General features: G+C 36.6%; 14 protein-coding genes. 6 read left to right on the forward strand and 8 right to left on the reverse strand.

What is annotated here, in order from left to right:
* Position 1: 1 nt before the first annotated feature.
* Positions 2 to 901 (reverse strand): site-specific tyrosine recombinase XerD, encoded by a 900-nt coding sequence (gene xerD / locus Q8M41_RS06930; protein ID WP_305364519.1) that lies wholly within the window; start codon positions 899 to 901, stop codon positions 2 to 4.
* 73 nt (positions 902 to 974) lie between these two features.
* Here xerD and aroQ point away from each other — a divergent pair, with 73 nt between their 5' ends.
* Positions 975 to 1,388, forward strand: coding sequence for a type II 3-dehydroquinate dehydratase (gene aroQ / locus Q8M41_RS06935; protein ID WP_305364520.1), 414 nt, complete (start codon positions 975 to 977; stop codon positions 1,386 to 1,388).
* Here aroQ and Q8M41_RS06940 read toward each other — a convergent pair.
* Together Q8M41_RS06940 and Q8M41_RS06945 are read right to left on the reverse strand one after the other, a co-directional pair.
* Positions 1,371 to 2,399: a glycosyltransferase family 2 protein gene (locus tag Q8M41_RS06940; protein ID WP_305364521.1), complete on the reverse strand. Its 1,029-nt coding sequence runs from the start codon at positions 2,397 to 2,399 to the stop codon at positions 1,371 to 1,373. The two genes, aroQ and Q8M41_RS06940, sit on opposite strands and share 18 nt — an antisense overlap.
* The gene (locus tag Q8M41_RS06945) at positions 2,392 to 3,276 is read right to left on the reverse strand and encodes a lysophospholipid acyltransferase family protein (protein ID WP_305364522.1); all 885 of its coding nucleotides are present in this window, start codon (positions 3,274 to 3,276) and stop codon (positions 2,392 to 2,394) included. The genes Q8M41_RS06940 and Q8M41_RS06945 overlap by 8 nt, the downstream gene beginning before the upstream one ends.
* A 119-nt stretch (positions 3,277 to 3,395) precedes the next feature.
* Here Q8M41_RS06945 and Q8M41_RS06950 point away from each other — a divergent pair, with 119 nt between their 5' ends.
* The 4 genes from Q8M41_RS06950 (at position 3,396) to bioB (ending at position 7,667) form a co-directional block, all read left to right on the forward strand.
* The gene (locus Q8M41_RS06950; protein WP_305364523.1) at positions 3,396 to 4,004 is read left to right on the forward strand and encodes a WbqC family protein; all 609 of its coding nucleotides are present in this window, start codon (positions 3,396 to 3,398) and stop codon (positions 4,002 to 4,004) included.
* A gap of 1 nt (position 4,005) precedes the next feature.
* Positions 4,006 to 5,130, forward strand: coding sequence for a magnesium/cobalt transporter CorA (gene corA / locus Q8M41_RS06955; RefSeq protein ID WP_305364524.1), 1,125 nt, complete (start codon positions 4,006 to 4,008; stop codon positions 5,128 to 5,130).
* Positions 5,131 to 5,231: 101 nt separating this feature from the next.
* Complete coding sequence (gene mgtE, locus Q8M41_RS06960) at positions 5,232 to 6,581, forward strand: magnesium transporter (RefSeq protein WP_305364525.1); 1,350 nt, start codon at positions 5,232 to 5,234, stop codon at positions 6,579 to 6,581.
* An 81-nt stretch (positions 6,582 to 6,662) separates the two neighbouring features.
* A complete protein-coding gene (bioB, locus tag Q8M41_RS06965) occupies positions 6,663 to 7,667 on the forward strand; it encodes a biotin synthase BioB (protein ID WP_305364526.1) in 1,005 nt (334 codons plus the stop codon).
* Here the strand turns inward: bioB and Q8M41_RS06970 are convergent.
* On the reverse strand, positions 7,655 to 9,814 hold the full coding sequence (locus Q8M41_RS06970) for an FUSC family membrane protein (RefSeq protein ID WP_305364527.1): 2,160 nt from the start codon (positions 9,812 to 9,814) through the stop codon (positions 7,655 to 7,657). The genes bioB and Q8M41_RS06970 overlap by 13 nt on opposite strands.
* A gap of 1,432 nt (positions 9,815 to 11,246) precedes the next feature.
* Here Q8M41_RS06970 and Q8M41_RS06975 point away from each other — a divergent pair.
* Positions 11,247 to 12,590: a PhoH family protein gene (locus tag Q8M41_RS06975; RefSeq protein WP_305364528.1), complete on the forward strand. Its 1,344-nt coding sequence runs from the start codon at positions 11,247 to 11,249 to the stop codon at positions 12,588 to 12,590.
* Positions 12,591 to 12,668: 78 nt separating this feature from the next.
* Here the strand turns inward: Q8M41_RS06975 and Q8M41_RS06980 are convergent, their stop codons facing one another.
* From Q8M41_RS06980 to gyrA, 4 genes are all read right to left on the reverse strand, one after another.
* The gene (locus Q8M41_RS06980) at positions 12,669 to 12,869 is read right to left on the reverse strand and encodes a cold-shock protein (RefSeq protein ID WP_276362073.1); all 201 of its coding nucleotides are present in this window, start codon (positions 12,867 to 12,869) and stop codon (positions 12,669 to 12,671) included.
* Between the two features lie 257 nt (positions 12,870 to 13,126).
* A complete protein-coding gene (locus tag Q8M41_RS06985; RefSeq protein ID WP_305364529.1) occupies positions 13,127 to 14,302 on the reverse strand; it encodes a lipopolysaccharide assembly protein LapB in 1,176 nt (391 codons plus the stop codon).
* 4 nt (positions 14,303 to 14,306) lie between these two features.
* Entirely contained in the window at positions 14,307 to 15,425 is a 1,119-nt protein-coding gene (locus tag Q8M41_RS06990; protein ID WP_305364530.1) for a lipopolysaccharide assembly protein LapB, read from the reverse strand.
* A gap of 4 nt (positions 15,426 to 15,429) precedes the next feature.
* A complete protein-coding gene (gene gyrA / locus Q8M41_RS06995; protein WP_305364531.1) occupies positions 15,430 to 17,988 on the reverse strand; it encodes a DNA gyrase subunit A in 2,559 nt (852 codons plus the stop codon).
* Between the last annotated feature and the right edge of the window lie 45 nt (positions 17,989 to 18,033).

Consider the following 18,033-nt stretch of genomic DNA (forward strand, 5'->3'; position numbering starts at 1 on the left):
ATCAGCTTCTGGGATGAAACTGAATAATGGTATCCCGCAAATAATCACGGTCCAGATGAGTGTAGATCTCGGTGGTGGTAATACTTTCATGACCTAACATTTCCTGAACGGCTCTGAGGTCGGCGCCACCTTCAATCAAATGGGTTGCAAAGGAGTGTCTGAAGGTATGCGGACTTATACTTTTATTGATACCGGCTTTTTTTGCGAGATCTTTAATAATAAGAAATACCATTACCCTTGAAATGGGATTTCCACGCATGTTTAAAAACACAAAATCCTCTTTTCCGGGCTTCACAGCTATATGAACCCGAACTTCCTCAATAAATATCCTAAGAAATTTTATAGCCTCTGATCCAATCGGAACCAAACGCTCCTTATCTCCCTTTCCCAAAATCTTAATGAAGTCAATATCCAAAAACAGATTCGAAATTTTAAGGCTTGTGAGTTCTGATACTCTTAATCCACAGCCATACAAAATTTCAAGCATGGCCTTGTTACGCATTCCCTCGGCTTTTGAAAGATCAATGGCTTCAATCAATTTATTGATTTCTACTATACTGAGTGTGTCGGGTAATTTCCTGCTGGTTTTAGGACTCTCAATTAGCGCAGATGGATCAATTTTAATCTGATTATCTAGAAGCAGGTATTTAAAAAAGGCTTTTAAGCCTGATAAAACCCTTGCCTGAGTGGGAGGAAGCATTCCAAGTTCATTTATCCAAACTAAGAAATCCTTCAAATCACTACCTGATACTTCGGATACCTCTTTTTTTAGAGATTTGCCTTTAAAAAACTGCATCAGCATATCCACATCATGTAAATATGCCTCGATAGTATTCGCCGATAATGAACGCTCTAATCTTAAATATGATTTAAAGCCAATAAGTACTGTTTGCCAGTCCAATTTATTTTTTATGTTTGATCAATGAAACGCCAATGGTATTCATAATTTTGAGATCATAAATCACGAATAATCGATGAAAATACAAATAATTAACGGACCAAACTTAAATTTACTGGGTGTACGAGAGAAATCTATCTATGGTGATAGCAGCTTTGATACTTATTTTGAAGAATTAAAATCTAAATACAGTTCAGTCCAGCTCGATTATTTTCAGAGTAATGTTGAAGGCGAAATTATCAACAAATTACATGAGGTTGGATTTAGTTATGATGGTATTATATTGAATGGTGGTGGCTATACACACACTTCTGTAGCTATTTCCGACGCCATCGCAGCTATCAAAACCCCTGTTGTTGAAGTACATATCTCCAATATTTATTCACGTGAAGAATACCGGCATATATCACTTACAGGGAAAAACTGCAAGGGAGTTTTGACCGGTTTCGGTCTGCCCGGATACAAAATGGCTTTAGATAGTTTTCTTTAAACTGCTGAATATTTTTTTCTTCCGGATAAAGTACTGCCAAACAATACTTCCCTTATAGAGGCCGGAAGCATTAAATTTTGAAACATTTATCTTACGGGCCTTTATAGTATTCTTAAAAAGATGTCCAATGAAATAGAAATGAGCTTTGCTTATCGCCATTGCGTTTCCAGGTTTACCATCAATAAGATATTTAATTAATGAGAGCAGATCAAGCCAGAAACGGATAAAAATCACTAGAAATGCTTTGCCAAAGGACAGATTTTTTTGAAGTAACACGAGATTATTTCTAAAATTCAGATAGGTCTTAAAAGTGCTTTCTGCTTTCAGTGTTCCACCTCCAACATGATATACTTTTGATTTCGGACAAAATACAATCATGTAACCCTTATTCTTGAGCCGCCAGCAAAGATCAATTTCTTCCATGTGGGCAAAGAAATCCGGATCAAGACCCCCAATTTCAATCCAATATTTACGTTTTATAAATAAAGCAGCACCGGAGGCCCAGAAGATTTCAGACTGATCATCATACTGCCCATGGTCTTGTTCAACTGTGTCAAATATTCTGCCCCTGCAAAAAGGATAACCCAAAGAATCCAGGTAGCCCCCGGCAGCACCGGCATATTCAAAATGGTCTTTTTGAGAATAGGATAGAATCTTTGGTTGCGCGGCAGCAATATACATTTCAGATTCCATCAAATGAATCACTGGTTCTATCCAGCCAGGTGAAACTTCAACATCTGAATTAAGCAAAATAAAATACTCAGTATCAAGCTGTTCAAGTATCCTGTTATAACCTCCGGCAAAACCATAATTCTTATCATTTTGAATAATTCTTATAGTCGGATATTTCTTTTTCAGGAATTCAATGGAACTATCTGTGGACGCATTATCCCCAACAACAATTTCAAGACCCGGAAAGGTGCTGGCTACAACAGATGGTAAAAACTTTTCAAGAAAGTTTTTACCATTCCAGTTCAGGATTACAGCCGCTACTTTTGGAACCTTAGTCATTTTTTAAATTCTCCGGACTAAATTTCCATCTTTTATGGGACCATAACCAATATTCCGGTTGTAAAAGGATATTTTTTTCAAGTTCTTTAGTATGAGCTTCAGTAATTTCATGTTCCTTGGTGTGCTCAGGATTATCAATTAAAGATTTAACTACACACTCATAATAACCTCTTTTAATTCGATTTATACTAAAATAAACAATTGGATTTTTTAGCTTGAAGGCTATTTTTTCCACACCCAGAAACACGGCTGTCTGCTGATTCAAAAAATTGGTAAAATACTGAGACTCTTCCCGGGTCGGAGTTTGATCACCCACAAGCACCAGCACATTTGGCTCATTTTTATACTCAATCACTTTCCTGAGCGTCAGTTTCATAGGAACCATAACAGATCCAAAACGGGAACGCATCGAATTCATCAGTCCCTCAAATCGTTTATCTGATAAGGGCTTATAAACTACCAGTACTTTTTCTTTCAGTTCAAGGCCAATTGCGACCGGTCCCCATTCCCAGTTACCATAATGTCCGGAAACAGCAATCACCGATCTGCCATTTTGAAAGTTTTTTGTCAATAGTTCCAGATTTTTAAACACAAATCTTTTTTTAATATCATTAGCACTAATTGAAATTGTTTTGACAGATTCAAGCATCAAATCTGCCAGATAGCGGTAAAATCGCTCTTCTATCTGCTCAAGCTCAGATTTTGTTTTTTCAGGAAATGAGTTTAACAGATTCTTTGAAACAACCTTTCTTCTGTATTTAATAATGTAAAACAAGAATAAAAACAGAATATCTGAAAGGCAATATAAAACAGGGAATGGGAGAAGGGATATAAGATATAATATAGCAGAAATAATCCGGAATGTAAATCGATTCATTAAGATTTGAATATGCAGATTAGGATGAAATATTCATTCCCCGGCTTATTATTAACTCCTTGCAGCGTGGCCGTTTAATTGCTAATTTCGGCTTCTGGTTTACAAACTTAACTTATACGATGGAAAAAGGTGCAGTATTCCCTTTATTTTATCTTCCTTCCATTGAGTATTTTAGTAAAATACTTAAGCATAAGGATAACTTACTAATAGAGAATGCAGAAAATTTCCGGAAACAAAGCTACAGGAACAGAGCAATAATCCATTCCCCAAACGGAGCTTTAAATCTTATTGTGCCTGTAATCAAGGGTTCCAAAAACCATACTCTTGTCAAAGACGTCAGAATAAGCTACGACTTTAAGTGGCAAAGACAGCACTTGATGAGCTTGCAAACATCATATAGTAGCTCAGCATATTTTGAATACTACGAAGATGATCTGACCAATTTTTATGAAAAGAAATGGGATTTTCTTTTCGATTATAATGAGGATTTATTGCGTCTGCTAAACCGCATTTTGAAAATCAATATCAGATACAATTATACCAATAGCTTTGAAACAACTTATCCGGAACTGGATGATTACCGGGAAAGTTTACATCCAAAGTATCCTTCTGATATCAGTTTGAAACCATATTTTCAGGTTTTTGAAGAAAGAAATGGGTTTTTACCTAACTTGAGCATTGTGGACCTTCTTTTTAATCAGGGCCCCCAGAGCATAAAATATTTATAATATGGCAAAGATTCGGCGCATCAGATTAAAATCACAAAAATATATACCTATTGAAGGCACTAGTCCTGGTTCTATACAATTTTATGAAGGGGTATTGAAACCCGAGATAACAGTGCATTCCTATAATGAAGACGAGTATTACACCGAAAAAATAAAGTCGGTTGATGAACTCGCTATTCATCTTGACCTGCTTCCTGATCTTAATCGCTGGATAGACATCAGGGGAATTGGGGATGCTAATCTTCTGGAGTATCTTGAAAAAAAATTCAGCGTCAATAAACTGGTTATAGAGGATATAGCCGATACTCGTCAAAGGCCAAAGGTTGATGAATATGATGATTATATCTTTGCTGTGAGCAGGATGCTTTATGTGAACCCGGAATTGGAGATTGAGAATGAACAGGTCTCTTTTTTAGTATTCCCTAAATTATTGATCAGTTTTCAGGAAAATTATTCGAAGACCATTGAACCTGTCATCCACAGGCTGAAAGGGGGAAAAGGGAATATCAGGGTAGGGGGTACATCATATCTGATGTATGCACTTATGGACATAATAGTTGATAATTACTTCACTCTGATTTATAAACTGGGTGATGAACTCGAAACTATTGAAGAGCTCTTGTACCGTAAAGCGGATAAAACGCTCATGTTCCAAACACAGAATATTAAAAGGGAGATGATCATGATACGCAGGACAGCCTGGCCTGAGCGCGATAAAATCAATGATATGATCAGAAGTGATTCTAAACTAATCAGTAAATCATCGAAATCTTTCCTTAAGGATACGTATGATCATTGTATGCAGATCATAGATCTGGTAGAAAGTTATAAAGATATAACAACCAGTTTGTTAGATATGAATTTATCATTTATCAGCAACAGGATGAATGAAATCATGAAAGTACTAACCATTATTTCATCCATCTTTATTCCTCTGACTTTTATTGCAGGTGTATATGGAATGAACTTCGCCTTTCAGGATCCAAAAACAGGGAAAATTTTATATAATAATATGCCTGAACTTTATGCAGAGAATGGATACATGTACACTATTGGGGGGATGTTAGTGATTGCCATTGCTCAAATGATCTATTTCTGGAGAAAAGGCTGGCTTAATAAAAGTTGATTTTAATAAGGCTTCAATTAAATATTGCTCCGACGCAATATTCTCATATCTAATGAGACAAAATCGGGGCAATTCTCATCTCTATTACCTACTTTTATAGTATGCAATCTTTCGAATTGGATAAATCAGATCTTTTAAAAATCAAGCGTGCGCTTGAAGGAGATGACTATGTCTTAAAAGAACTGGTGTCAGAATACCATCCTTCGGAAATTGCGATCCTTTTTGAGAATTTATCTCAGGAATCAAGAGAGCGAATAATCAGCATTTTACCTGCAGAACTTGCCTCTGAAGTTATTTCTGAGATGGATGCTGAGTTTCACCCTGAGAAGTTATTAGAAAATCTGCACCCCGAAAGGCGTTCAGAGATCGTAGAAGAACTGGATTATGATGATGCCACAGATATCATCAGTCAACTACCCGAACAACAACAGCTTGAGATTCTGGAGGAACTCGATGAAGAGGATGCATCTAATATTCGTTCATTATTAAAATACGAAGAGGATACTGCCGGGGGCTTAATGAACACCCAGGTGATCAAGATCAATGAAAATTTTCTGAAAAAGGAGGCATTGGAAGAAATTATCCGCCAGTCTGAAGAGATGGAGGAATTTTACACAATTAATGTAATCGATCATCATAATACACTCAAAGGGATAGTTTCACTGAAAGATATTATTAAATCCCGCAACAATGTCAGGATCCTGGAACTGATCAAATCTGACTTTGTTTATGTAAAGGCAGATACGGATCAGGAAGAAGTAGCAAAATTAATTTCTCAATATAACCTCACCAGTATCCCGGTTGTGGATGATCAGATGCATCTGCTGGGACGGATCACATTTGATGATGTGATCGATGTTATGGAAGAGGAAAACACGGAAGATATCTTAAAGATTTCGGGGGTATCAGAGGATGAAGAGCTGGCAGGTAACTGGAAAGAGGCTGTTAAAAGCCGATTACCATGGCTGGTATTGAATCTGGGCACTGCATTCTTAGCGGCTTCAGTTATTCGCCATTTTGATAGCACCCTTGCCAGCATGGGTATACTTGCAGGCTATATGGTAATCATAGCAGGGATGGGAGGAAATGCAGCAACACAGGCCCTGGCCGTTACGGTTCGTCGTATTTCGCTGAATGATCTTACTGATAATCAGGCATACCGAACAGTTTTGAAAGAATTTACTGTGGGATTAATTAATGGTGCAACCATTGGCTGTATTGTTTTTCTGTTTGCCTTATTTTATGATCATAACCCCATGCTGGGACTTGTGATTTTTACCGCCATGACCGGAAATTTGATCATTGCTGGAGTCGCAGGATCATCTATACCATTGATGCTCAAAAGAGTAGGTATTGATCCTGCAATTGCCTCGTCTATAATAATAACCACATTTACAGACGTATGTGGATTTTTACTGTTATTAGGATTAGCAAGTAGCTTGTTACTATAGCCATTGTAATACATTTTCCATTTTTATGCTGCTGTTTTTATTTTAAATTTGTTCATCCCAATTTAACATGGGGAACATTTTATGACCGAGATTAGAAATAACTGGACAAAAGAAGAAATAGCAGAGATATATCACAGTCCGCTACTCGATTTAATTTATCGTGCAGCAACAGTCCACAGAGAAAACAAAGATTATTCTGAAGTCCAGATCAGCAGTCTCTTATCGATCAAAACAGGAGGTTGTCCTGAGGACTGTGCCTATTGTCCCCAGGCTGCCAGGTATCAGACTGATCTCGAAGTTCAGGCTCTTATGTCTGTTGAACAGGTAACAGAAGCAGCAAAAAAAGCCAAAGATGCCGGAGCATCCCGTTTATGTATGGGTGCAGCCTGGAGGGAGGTAAGGGATAACCGGGATTTTGATCGCGTTATCGAGATGGTCAGTTCAGTAAATGCCCTTGATATGGAAGTTTGCTGTACTCTTGGAATGCTTTCCGAAACGCAGGCACAGCGTTTGGCTGATGCAGGTCTTTATGCCTATAATCACAATTTGGATACTTCTGAGGACGATTATAAGCGTATTATCACTACAAGAACTTACGATGATCGTTTAAAAACGATTGATAATGCGCGTAAAGCTAAGCTCACCGTTTGTAGTGGTGGAATAATTGGTCTTGGCGAAACGGTCAACGATCGTATTGCAATGCTAAAAACATTATCAAATATGTCTAAACACCCCGAGTCGGTACCAGTTAATGCACTTGTACCTGTAAAGGGAACACCCTTGGCTGATCAACCCAGAGTTTCAGTTTGGGAAATGGTTCGAATGATTGCTACAGCACGTATTATTATGCCTAAAACTGTGGTACGTTTATCGGCAGGAAGAACAGAAATGAGCTTAACTGATCAGGCTTTATGTTTTATGGCGGGAGCAAATTCAATATTTGCCGGCGATAAGTTACTGACCACACCAAACCCGGCATTTAATGAAGACATGGAAATGTTTGAATTACTAGGCCTAAGGCCACGTGAAGCCTTCAAAAATGGTCGAAAAGAAAAACAGACTGAACAGCTAATTCAAGAGGACTGATTGGTTAGTTCCTCTGTTGAAATTTGATTCTGAATAAGCTTTTGAAGATCAAGGATTAATTTATTGACCAGTTCAAGCTGCTCTGATAATAAATCTGATTCATTTGAGCTTTTGCTAAAAGATTTTGAGTCGGGTATATTGATCTCAATTTCTTCCAGTTCGACATCTTTCATACTTTTAATTACTTCAGATAGAGTATATAAAGACCTTCTAATCAATTTAATATGTAAATCGTTTACAATTAAGGGGTTAATCTGCTGGAGGTTAGTTATCAGTGTTGCTGTATAAGATGAAAGCATGTGATTCAATACCACAATTTTATGAAGCTCCTTACTGTTTTGCTGTTTACTTTTTGGTTCTGAGAGCATTCTCTGAAATGCACTGCCCAGATTGGCTGAATTTACATACACGTTCTTACGGGCCAGTTTATAGGCAGTGATATCAACGGTACTTCCTGAAAGAATAATGGCAACTTTTTGCAGATATTGATAATTAGCAATTAATACCTCCCGCATAAAGTCCTTAAATTGGCGTGACTCCCAGTTAGGAAGTACAAGATAGCTGGCAGACAATGCTATAAATGATCCAATAAAAGTATCTATGATTCTTTCCTGAGCTATATTGAGATTGCTTTCACCCAGAAAACTAAATAAAATGAGAATATAGGGTGTCATGAACAGGACACTTACAATATAATTTAGTCTCTGAAAACTATAGGCCGCAACCATGAAGAGAAGCAGAAATATGAACAGGGCGGTTTGATCCTTAATAAAAATTAAGATAAGTGCCCCGGCTACTCCTCCAATAATGGTACCGATCAGCCGTTCGATGTTTCTTTGCTTAGTTAGGCTATATGCCGGTTTAAGCAGAACAAGAATTGTTAGTAGGATCCAATAACTATGGTAACCAACAGGAAACAATTTGGAAACCAGAAAACCGATAAAACACATAAGCGCCACTCTTATTGAATGGCGAAAGATGGATGATTTCAGACTGAGATTCTCCTTCAATATCTTGAAGTCAAAATTCTGGTGGGAAACAAACTTGCTTAAATCGACCTCGTTTTTTATTTCCTGCCCGGTCAATTGTTTCTGATTGAAGTAAGTATATATTTTATCTACGCGACTGACCATGTTTCTAACGTTGATCAGAATTTTTTTTAGGACAAAGGCGTTGGTGCCTGATTCTTCAACCTGGTCAATACACTTTTTTAACCTTTCCAACTCGTATTTGAAGTCATTCAGACGCTGCGGTATTTCATTACTGATGATATAATAACTTAGATTTTCGAGTTCCTTCGAAAGTTTAATGATGATTGATTTAAACTCCTTTAATGAATTCGACTTCCCAAAGGTTTTATGGAGGGTCAGGTAATCATAATGAGTTGCCATAGTTTGTTCAAACAAATCTACAATGTCAACAAATACTAGAATAAGCAGCCTACCCGCTAACGTTGACTCTTTAACCATCAACCTGGTTTTGAATAATAATTCCCTGACAGAGTCCTGTTGCTCATGGACAACAACCTGCTGAGAAATCAGTTTTTTGTAATTTTGGTCAAAATTTGTTTCCTGATCATAGAAATCAGCCTTTAGCCTCACATACTGTGCTACCTCCCGGATACATTCTCCCATTGCCTGCTGCGCAAGCCTGTAAGGTCTGATCTGTGAAAGGGAAAGACTTAGCATCATATACCACATACCACCTGCTAAAATATACAGAGCATGCCCCATCGCACCCTTAGAAGCTGTAACATCATGATCTATGGAAAGAATCATAACAAGCAATGCTGCGGTTCCGATAGAGGATGCACGGTTCCCATAAACAGAGAACATCGAATAAAAAAAACATAAAATAATAATTTCCAAACCCAGGAGGACTGGATACTTATTTATAAGGCCGGTTAAAAGGGTGGTAAGAAAAACGAAAATACTGCAAAAAAGCATTCCATTACGCTTATGATTAATTGGTCCCTGATTATCTGCAATGCTTACACAAACTGCTCCTAATGAGATAGTTAAACCGACTTCAAGCTGATCTAAATGAAAGAAAACCAAAGAGGGGAGAAGTACACCGAACGTAATACGCAATCCTTCTGAAAAGTACTGGCTGAAAATAAATGTTTTAATCTCCCGGGATTGCCTCATTAATTTAAACACTGAATGCTAAACAAAAATACCTAATCTGAACGATTAAAGATTACTGAATGGAATTTATTGAGCATGATATGGAACAAAAAATGATATAATATTTGTAATTAAATCAAGAAAAATTTATGCCCGGAATCAAAAAACAAGAAAATAATTCATGTTCCCAAATTCAATAAAATCCTAAATTGTGGAATACCAACAATTTAACTTATGTTAAGTATTTAGCCATTTTACATTAAGATGTAGTCTCCATTCTGTAAATGCAGATAATGATAATACCTGGCTGTTAATAACATTTGATTTTATGTTAAAACCCTGTTCATAAATAAAATCATATTTATTTGCTTTAAGTTCAAATGGTAACTACATTGATATCAATAAGAACGAAGTACTTTGACAGCCTGATAAAAATCCTTAAAATCTATTAGTCTTCGGACTTCTAAAGATTCTGGATTAAATAAACGAAGACCGGACAGCTAAATATCGAAAGATATAAAGCTTAAAGACTGAGTTCCAAAAGACAGGCATTAATTCATTTAGCATACAATCCACGGATTGCATGCAAATAAATTAAGAAGCTACGGGTACCAAAGTTTGAAAAGACAATGGACAACGAGCTGGTTAAAATTCTGAAAGCTTATGCTTTTGAGTGACTACGGTTGCAAAAAAAGTGGAAACGGGAGCCCAAATCGCAAGAAGAAGGTTCCCGTTTTCTTTTGGCTTTTTTCTTAGACAATCTTCGATTGGTCCGATTTACTATCCTTTCAATATCAGATCCAAAGATCATCACAATTTTATCCAACTAATGTTCAGTCTTAAGAATTCAAAATCTGCTATCAATAGCTCATTTGTTAATAAAATTGCTAAATGGACTATGTCAATAAGCAAACAAATCTTTTCATAATAACCTGAAATTTAATTAATTAGTGGATTAAACAATGTTGAAAACCAGCCTGAAAAAGTTAATAAAGTGTGGGTAATTTGAAGCGTATTTTACTTGACAAGAGCAGTTTTATACCTATATTGGTATTGTTAAGTCAGAAGTACTTTGATAGCCTGAAACAATATCCTTCAAAATCCGAAGCCCCCGGGCTTCATCAGATTTCGGATAATTTAATTTTCAATTCAGACCGGAAATCGTGAGATCATGGCTGGAGGGTAAGATCGAAAAGACAGGCATTACCTATTTTACAAACGTTCTACGGAACGGATGTGATGACAAAGTAATAAGTTTCGGATGCTGAAAGTTTGAAAAGACTGAAGAGACGGACTGATTATTGTAATGAAAACTTAATACTTTTGAGCAGTTACGATTGCAAAAAAGTGAAAACGGAGATCCGAATCGCAAGAAGAAGGTCTCCGTTTTCGTTTTTACACGAATTTGATTTCTCCAGGCATCTTCGGGGCAATTTTTCTTTATTTTTGATCAATGGCGAAAGATAATAGTACGGTTTCTGATAAAAAGATCTTTGTTCTGGATACCTCGGTAATTCTATATGACCATAATGCGTTTCAAAATTTCCAGGAGCACGATGTAGCTATTCCTATCCAGGTTCTGGAAGAACTTGACAATCTCAAGAGTGGAAATGATACCCGGAATTATGAAGCAAGAAGCTTTATAAGACTTATGGATGAACTTTCCAAAAACAAGCTGATCAACGAATGGTCACCGTTAAAAGGAAAGGGCAGAGGAAGCTACAAGGTTGTAATGGACGATATACCAAACCGTGTTGATGCTGAAAAGATCTTTGGAGAAGGAAAATTTGACCACCGTATCCTGAATTCAGCACTTAATTTACAGGAACAATTCCCTCAAAAAAAGATTATTCTTGTGTCAAAAGACATCTGTCTGCGTTTAAAGGCCAAAGCTCTCAATCTCTATTCTGAAGATTATGAAACGGGTAAGATCAAAAATGTTGAAGAATTATATACCGGTAAGACCGTTGAGGAAAAGGTACCCAATAAGCTGATAGACGAATTAATAAGAAAAAAAAATCTTTCTATTTCAGTTTCTGAGATTAAAACCAATCATGAGAATCACTTTTTCATATTAAATGGAAGAAATAAAACTGCTGCAGCTTATTATAATCCAAGAAATAAAGAACTGGAATATATACCACATCAATCCGTCTATAATATTGAACCAAGAAATCCCGAGCAGGCCTTTGCCATTCATGCTTTATTAAATCCGGAGATTAAATTGGTGACTATCCAGGGGAATGCTGGTACCGGAAAAACATTACTGGCTCTGGCAAGCGCACTTGAGCAAAGAAAAAATTATCGGCAGATATTTGTCACCAGACCAATAGTTCCATTAAGCAACAAAGATATTGGCTTTTTGCCTGGTGATATAAAATCAAAAATAGATCCCTATATGGCTCCGATATGGGATAATTTAAAGTTTATAAAGGATCAGCTTGGCGATGAAAAAGCTCAGGACAAAATTGATGAGCTGGTTCTAAATGAAAAGATTTCAATTGCACCCTTGGCCTATATACGTGGAAGAACATTAACAAAAATCTTTTTTATTGTTGATGAAGCTCAAAATTTGACCCCACATGAGATTAAGACCATTATCTCAAGAGCGGGAGAAGATACAAAGATTGTTTTTACAGGAGATATTTATCAGATCGATACACCGTATTTGGATGCAGAGAGCAATGGCTTATCTTATCTGATTGATAAGGCTAAGAACCATCCATTGTATGCGCATATTACTCTTCAGAAAGGTGAGCGGAGTGAATTGGCTAATCTTGCCAACGATTTACTATAATTGATTTCAGAATTGTCATAAAACAGGAAAAGCATATCTCACGACATGCTTTTCTTTGTTAAAATGGTTTATGTTGATTTAGTAAACAACTTTCACATTAACAGCGTTTAGGCCTTTTTTGCCACGCTCAACTTCGTATTGAACTTTATCGTTTTCACGAATTTGATCAATTAGACCAGATGAATGAACGAATACATCCTCATCACCTGATTCTGCGGGTACGATAAACCCGAATCCTTTAGTTTCATTAAAAAACTTTACTGTACCTTCTTTTTGCATTGTGTTATTTATTAATATAATGTCAAAGGTACTCAAATAGATTGAAAACAAATAAATTATTTTCAGTACTGGCCATTCAGTATTCTTATAGATAACATTAAATGTAAAGATCTCCCGCTTATTTCATTTGAATTGATTGTCTTATAATTAATATTATGTTAAGTATATAAATGTATATCCCTCTCTACTAAAATAGGTTAAATAAAAAAAGCCTAAACAGAATCCTGCTTAGGCTTAAATAAAAATTGTTTATGATCTTAAAGGTTCTCTAGTTTAGCAGAGATTTCAGTTACCTTTTCCTGGTTCTTCTTAATGATATAATATGTCTTAAGGTTTTCCAGTGCAATTCGTGATTTAGGATCAAGCTCACTTGACTTAATTAAAAAAGGATAAGCTTTTTCAAGCTCGGCTTCACCAAGTTTGATTGTTGCTTCATACTCCTTTTGTTGATTTTGAGGGAGTTGGTTTGCCTGGTTAAACAAATTAATGCCTTTATTTAAAATTATACCTCCAATATTTGTACTTGCATCTGCAAAGTTAGGATCAATCTTCAAAGCATTTAAATAAGCTTCTTCTGCTTTGGCAGATTCTCCAATTGTACTGTAAGCTATACCCAGATAATATGGATATAATTTATTTTCAGGGTTTTTTTGTGCCTGATCAGAAATTTTAGTTATTACTTCCTTTTGTTTACCTGACATTAGGCTCAACTCTATCTCTTGTGTTGCTAACTGTGTGTCATTAAACTTCGTTGCTCCTTCAGATGCAACTGCAATTGCTCTTGTAGTATCACCTTCCATAGTATACAGACGGGATAAATCAAGATATATTTGATTATTAGCTGAAAAATTGGTTTTAATCAAGGCCTCATAACTTTGAATCCCTGCTTTATAATTTTTTGAATTAATGGCAGATAAGCCGGCGTAATAAGTTATCGTTGTATCTCCCGGGCGATAGTTCAAGGCATTGTTGAATGCAGTGTAAGCATCAGCAAAATTACTTGTTTGATAAGCCTTAACACCTTGATTTAGTTCATACTGACTAAAAATTGTACCATTTGCATTTTCAAGATTTGCCTTATTCTCGCCAGCTTTGTCAAGCTCAGTTGCTTTTTTATGTGCAGCCTTTGCCTCATCAATTAATGGTTTTGATGTTGCCGGAACAGAATCCAATAAGGCCATTTCGCCATAAATAAGAGCTTTATAGGTCCATGCGGCAGGATCTTCAAGAGTTTTGGCGTGCACTACTGCCTTATCAATAGATGCTTTTGCAGTTTTAAGATTTGGGAGAGCCAGTAACATTGAATTGGCATCCTTTAATCCCAAAAACTTTTCATAACTAGTTCTGGCACTTGCTACTTCCCCCTTCTGTGCAAAAACCATAAGGGTTGAAGCTGAAAATACAGCTGCCAAAATGAAAGATTTAATTTTCATGTTTTTAATTTAATTTGAGTTGGTTTATTCTGTTGTTAATTTTTTGTAATTCTGTTTTGTCACCAGTATTCTTGTATAATATTGATAATGATGTAAGCGTCTTTAATTCATTCGGATCAATTTCATTCGCTTTAGTAAGGTAGTATTTCGAAATATACATCATACCACTTTGCTCTTTATCTTTAAGATACAGATTAAGATAAAGCAATCCTAACGCAAAATTCGCTTCATAATTATTCGGGTTAATGGTTAAAATTACTTTATAGTACTCTTCGGCTTTTGTCACATCACCCGTCATTTCATGAGAAAACCCAGCCAGATAGTTCAAATTGATGTTATTTTCATCTAATTTAAGAGCCTGACTCGTAAATTTAATTATTTCCTGATAATCATTTCTAATCAACAAAATATTCAGCAGTTTAAAAACAAGATCGCGATTAGCAGGATATTGCCTGCTTCCTTCAGAAAGCACTCTAATCGTATTTTTTTCATCATTTAGCGATTCATAGAGATTCGCCAGTACCATAAAATACTCTGGCTTTGGCTTTTTGGCAATTAATTTCTCATAATATCCCACTGATCTAAGATAATTACCTGTTTCCTGACAAAGAAGAGCAAGATTATGTGTAACAGAAATGTTGTCCTTATCTATTGTATCAAGAATACTAAAGTATTTCAGTGCCTCAGCAAAGTTTCGATTTTTGAATGTGGTATTTGCTCTGTATAAATAGGTTAGCTTTAACTGATTTTCGATGTATGAAATCTGATCCTTTACGTCTTCTGCAAATTTGGATCCATACACTCTTTTCATTGAGAACAGAGTTTCCTCCAATGGATCCTTCTTATAAGTATACTTTAAGTTTGAATCTACTCTGGCAAGCGTAGCATATACTAGACTTCTTACCAGGTTATTCCTGAAAGCTGCAGAGTCGGATCTGGTCTTAAAACTATTATCTATCAGCTTACGGGCATTCTCCAGTTTTTTAATATCCTTAGTATCAGAATATTGGACAAAACTATTCATTGCCTCCTTGATTACAAGAGCCTGATTCTGGGTCTGCGCATTTATACTAACCAGCACCAGAAAGATATTAAACATTAAAAGTATAAATACCTTATACATGCACCTATTCTTCAGTTTTAGATTCCTGATCGTCTGAATTCAAATCTATTCCTGTTTCATTCTCTGCAGATTCTGTTTCATCAGCTTCTTCATCTTCGTGTTCAACTTTTGCAATAGATGCAATAGAATCATCGCCTTTAAATGTAATCAGACGAACACCCTGTGTAGCACGACCCATTACACGCAAATCACTCACTCCAATTCTAATCACAATACCAGATTTGTTTATGATCATCAAATCATCAATATCCGTAACATCCTTAATAGCAACCAGTTCACCAGTTTTTTCAGTTACATTGATTGTTTTAACACCTTTTCCTCCCCTATTGGTTACGCGATAATCATCGATATCGGTACGTTTACCATATCCCTTTTCAGAAACAACCAAAACAGTTACCTCCGGATTGTTAACACTAATCATACCAACAACTTCATCATTCACATTTGCCAATGTAATTCCGCGAACCCCCGTAGCTGTACGACCCATCGGGCGAACAGTAGATTCATTGAATCTGATTGCACGGCCAGAACGCAAAGCCATCACAATTTCACTTGTTCCGGTTGTTAAACAAGCTTCAAGCAGCTGATCACCTTCATTAATATTAATGGCATTAATTCCGTTTGCCCTTGGACGTGAATAGGCTTCCAGAGAAGTCTTCTTAATCGTTCCCTTCTTAGTACACATGATTATAAAGTTGTTCTCTAAATAATCCTGATCTTTCAGGTTAACAACTTTAATATATGCTTTTATATTCTCCTCTTTCGGAATATTGATTACATTCTGTATTGCCCTACCCTTACTGGTTCGGGTTCCTTCAGGAATCTCAAACACCCTTAACCAGAAACATTTACCAGTTTCTGTGAAGAAGAGCATATAATTATGATTTGTAGCGATCAGTATATGTTCGATAAAATCCTTATCTCTTGATTGAGAACCCATAGAACCTTTTCCGCCTCTGCCCTGCTTGCGGTATTCTGTTAAAGGTGTTCTTTTAATATATCCTTCATGGGATATGGTAATAACAACCTCTTCATCTACAATAAAGTCCTCCATCCGCATATCCTCAGCAGAATGTGTGATTGAAGTACGTCGCTCATCCCCGAATTTATCGCGTATTTCGGTTAATTCATCAGTAATAATCTGCATACGTAAACCTTCATCAGCCAAAACTGACTTCAAATACTCTATGGTATTCATTAATTCAGCATACTCTTCTTTAATCTTATCGCGTTCGAGACCTGTTAAACGACGAAGCGTCATATCCAGAATAGCTCTTGCCTGAATATCCGAGAGACTGAAGCTCTCCATCAAGCTGACACGTGCATCGTCAGGACTATTTGAAGCGCGGATTAATTTAATAACCTCGTCCAAATGATCTAGTGCAATTAATAATCCCTCAAGGATATGAGCTCTTTTTTCAGCTTCGGAAAGGTCAAATTTAGTTCTGCGAATAACTACCTCGTGACGATGATCAACAAAGTGTCTGATCAGATCTTTGAGATTTAACATCATCGGGCGACCATGCACCAGAGCAATATTGTTGACACTAAATGATGTTTGAAGTGCGGTATATTTAAACAGATTATTCAGTACTACTGAAGCATTAGCATCACGTTTAATTTCATAAACGATACGCATTCCATCTCTGTCAGACTCATCCCTGATCTCAGAAATCCCCTCTATTTTTTTATCATTAACAAGACCGGCAGTTTGCTCGATCATATTTGCTTTATTAACCTGATATGGAATCTCGTTCACAATTATCCGTTCACGATCGCCCTTATATACTTCAATTTCGGCTTTAGCTCGCATAACGATTCTGCCTCTGCCTGTCTCAAATGCTTCCTGGACTCCGGAATAACCATAGATAATTCCTCCTGTTGGGAAATCCGGAGCTTTAACATGCTGCATCAGATCAAGAACAGTTACATCTCTATTTTCAATGTAGGCTATTGTGGCATTTACAACCTCAGTTAAATTGTGGGGAGGCATATTAGTAGCCATACCTACTGCGATGCCCGAAGCACCATTAACCAGTAAGTTTGGTATGCGTGAAGGAAGAACTGTTGGCTCTTCCAAAGTATCATCAAAATTAAGCTGGAAATCGACAGTTTCCTTATTGATATCAGCTAGCATTTCTTCAGCAATCTTTTTCAATCTTGCCTCAGTATAACGCATTGCTGCCGGGGAATCTCCATCAATAGATCCAAAGTTACCTTGCCCGTCAACCATTGGATAACGTAAACTCCAGTCCTGCGCCATACGAACCATCGCAAAATAAACTGAAGAATCACCATGCGGATGGTATTTACCTAAAACATCCCCGACGATACGTGCTGATTTCTTATGAGGCTTAGTACTGGTTACACCAAGATCAAGCATCCCATAGAGCACACGGCGGTGTACAGGCTTAAGACCATCACGAACATCCGGCAAGGCACGGGAAACAATAACAGACATCGAATAATCGATGTATGCAGACTTCATTTCCTCTTCTATATTTATTGGAATTATTCTATCGTTCTGGGGTACCAAATTATCGTTTTCTGTATCTTCAGCCATGTTATACCTAAGTTCTGATTAATTAATTTTAATATTAAAACAGTA

This window comes from Daejeonella sp. (assembly GCF_030684675.1).
Taxonomy (GTDB): Bacteria; Bacteroidota; Bacteroidia; order Sphingobacteriales; family Sphingobacteriaceae; genus Daejeonella.

Coding starts and splice junctions, on each gene's coding strand:
- aroQ (WP_305364520.1), top strand. CDS start 975: ATGAAAATACAAATAATTAACGGACCAAACTTAAATTTACTGGGTGTA.
- Q8M41_RS06940 (WP_305364521.1), bottom strand. CDS start 2,399: ATGACTAAGGTTCCAAAAGTAGCGGCTGTAATCCTGAACTGGAATGGT.
- Q8M41_RS06945 (WP_305364522.1), bottom strand. CDS start 3,276: ATGAATCGATTTACATTCCGGATTATTTCTGCTATATTATATCTTATA.
- Q8M41_RS06950 (WP_305364523.1), top strand. CDS start 3,396: ATGGAAAAAGGTGCAGTATTCCCTTTATTTTATCTTCCTTCCATTGAG.
- corA (WP_305364524.1), top strand. CDS start 4,006: ATGGCAAAGATTCGGCGCATCAGATTAAAATCACAAAAATATATACCT.
- mgtE (WP_305364525.1), top strand. CDS start 5,232: ATGCAATCTTTCGAATTGGATAAATCAGATCTTTTAAAAATCAAGCGT.
- bioB (WP_305364526.1), top strand. CDS start 6,663: ATGACCGAGATTAGAAATAACTGGACAAAAGAAGAAATAGCAGAGATA.
- Q8M41_RS06970 (WP_305364527.1), bottom strand. CDS start 9,814: ATGAGGCAATCCCGGGAGATTAAAACATTTATTTTCAGCCAGTACTTT.
- Q8M41_RS06975 (WP_305364528.1), top strand. CDS start 11,247: ATGGCGAAAGATAATAGTACGGTTTCTGATAAAAAGATCTTTGTTCTG.
- Q8M41_RS06980 (WP_276362073.1), bottom strand. CDS start 12,869: ATGCAAAAAGAAGGTACAGTAAAGTTTTTTAATGAAACTAAAGGATTC.
- Q8M41_RS06985 (WP_305364529.1), bottom strand. CDS start 14,302: ATGAAAATTAAATCTTTCATTTTGGCAGCTGTATTTTCAGCTTCAACC.
- Q8M41_RS06990 (WP_305364530.1), bottom strand. CDS start 15,425: ATGTATAAGGTATTTATACTTTTAATGTTTAATATCTTTCTGGTGCTG.
- gyrA (WP_305364531.1), bottom strand. CDS start 17,988: ATGGCTGAAGATACAGAAAACGATAATTTGGTACCCCAGAACGATAGA.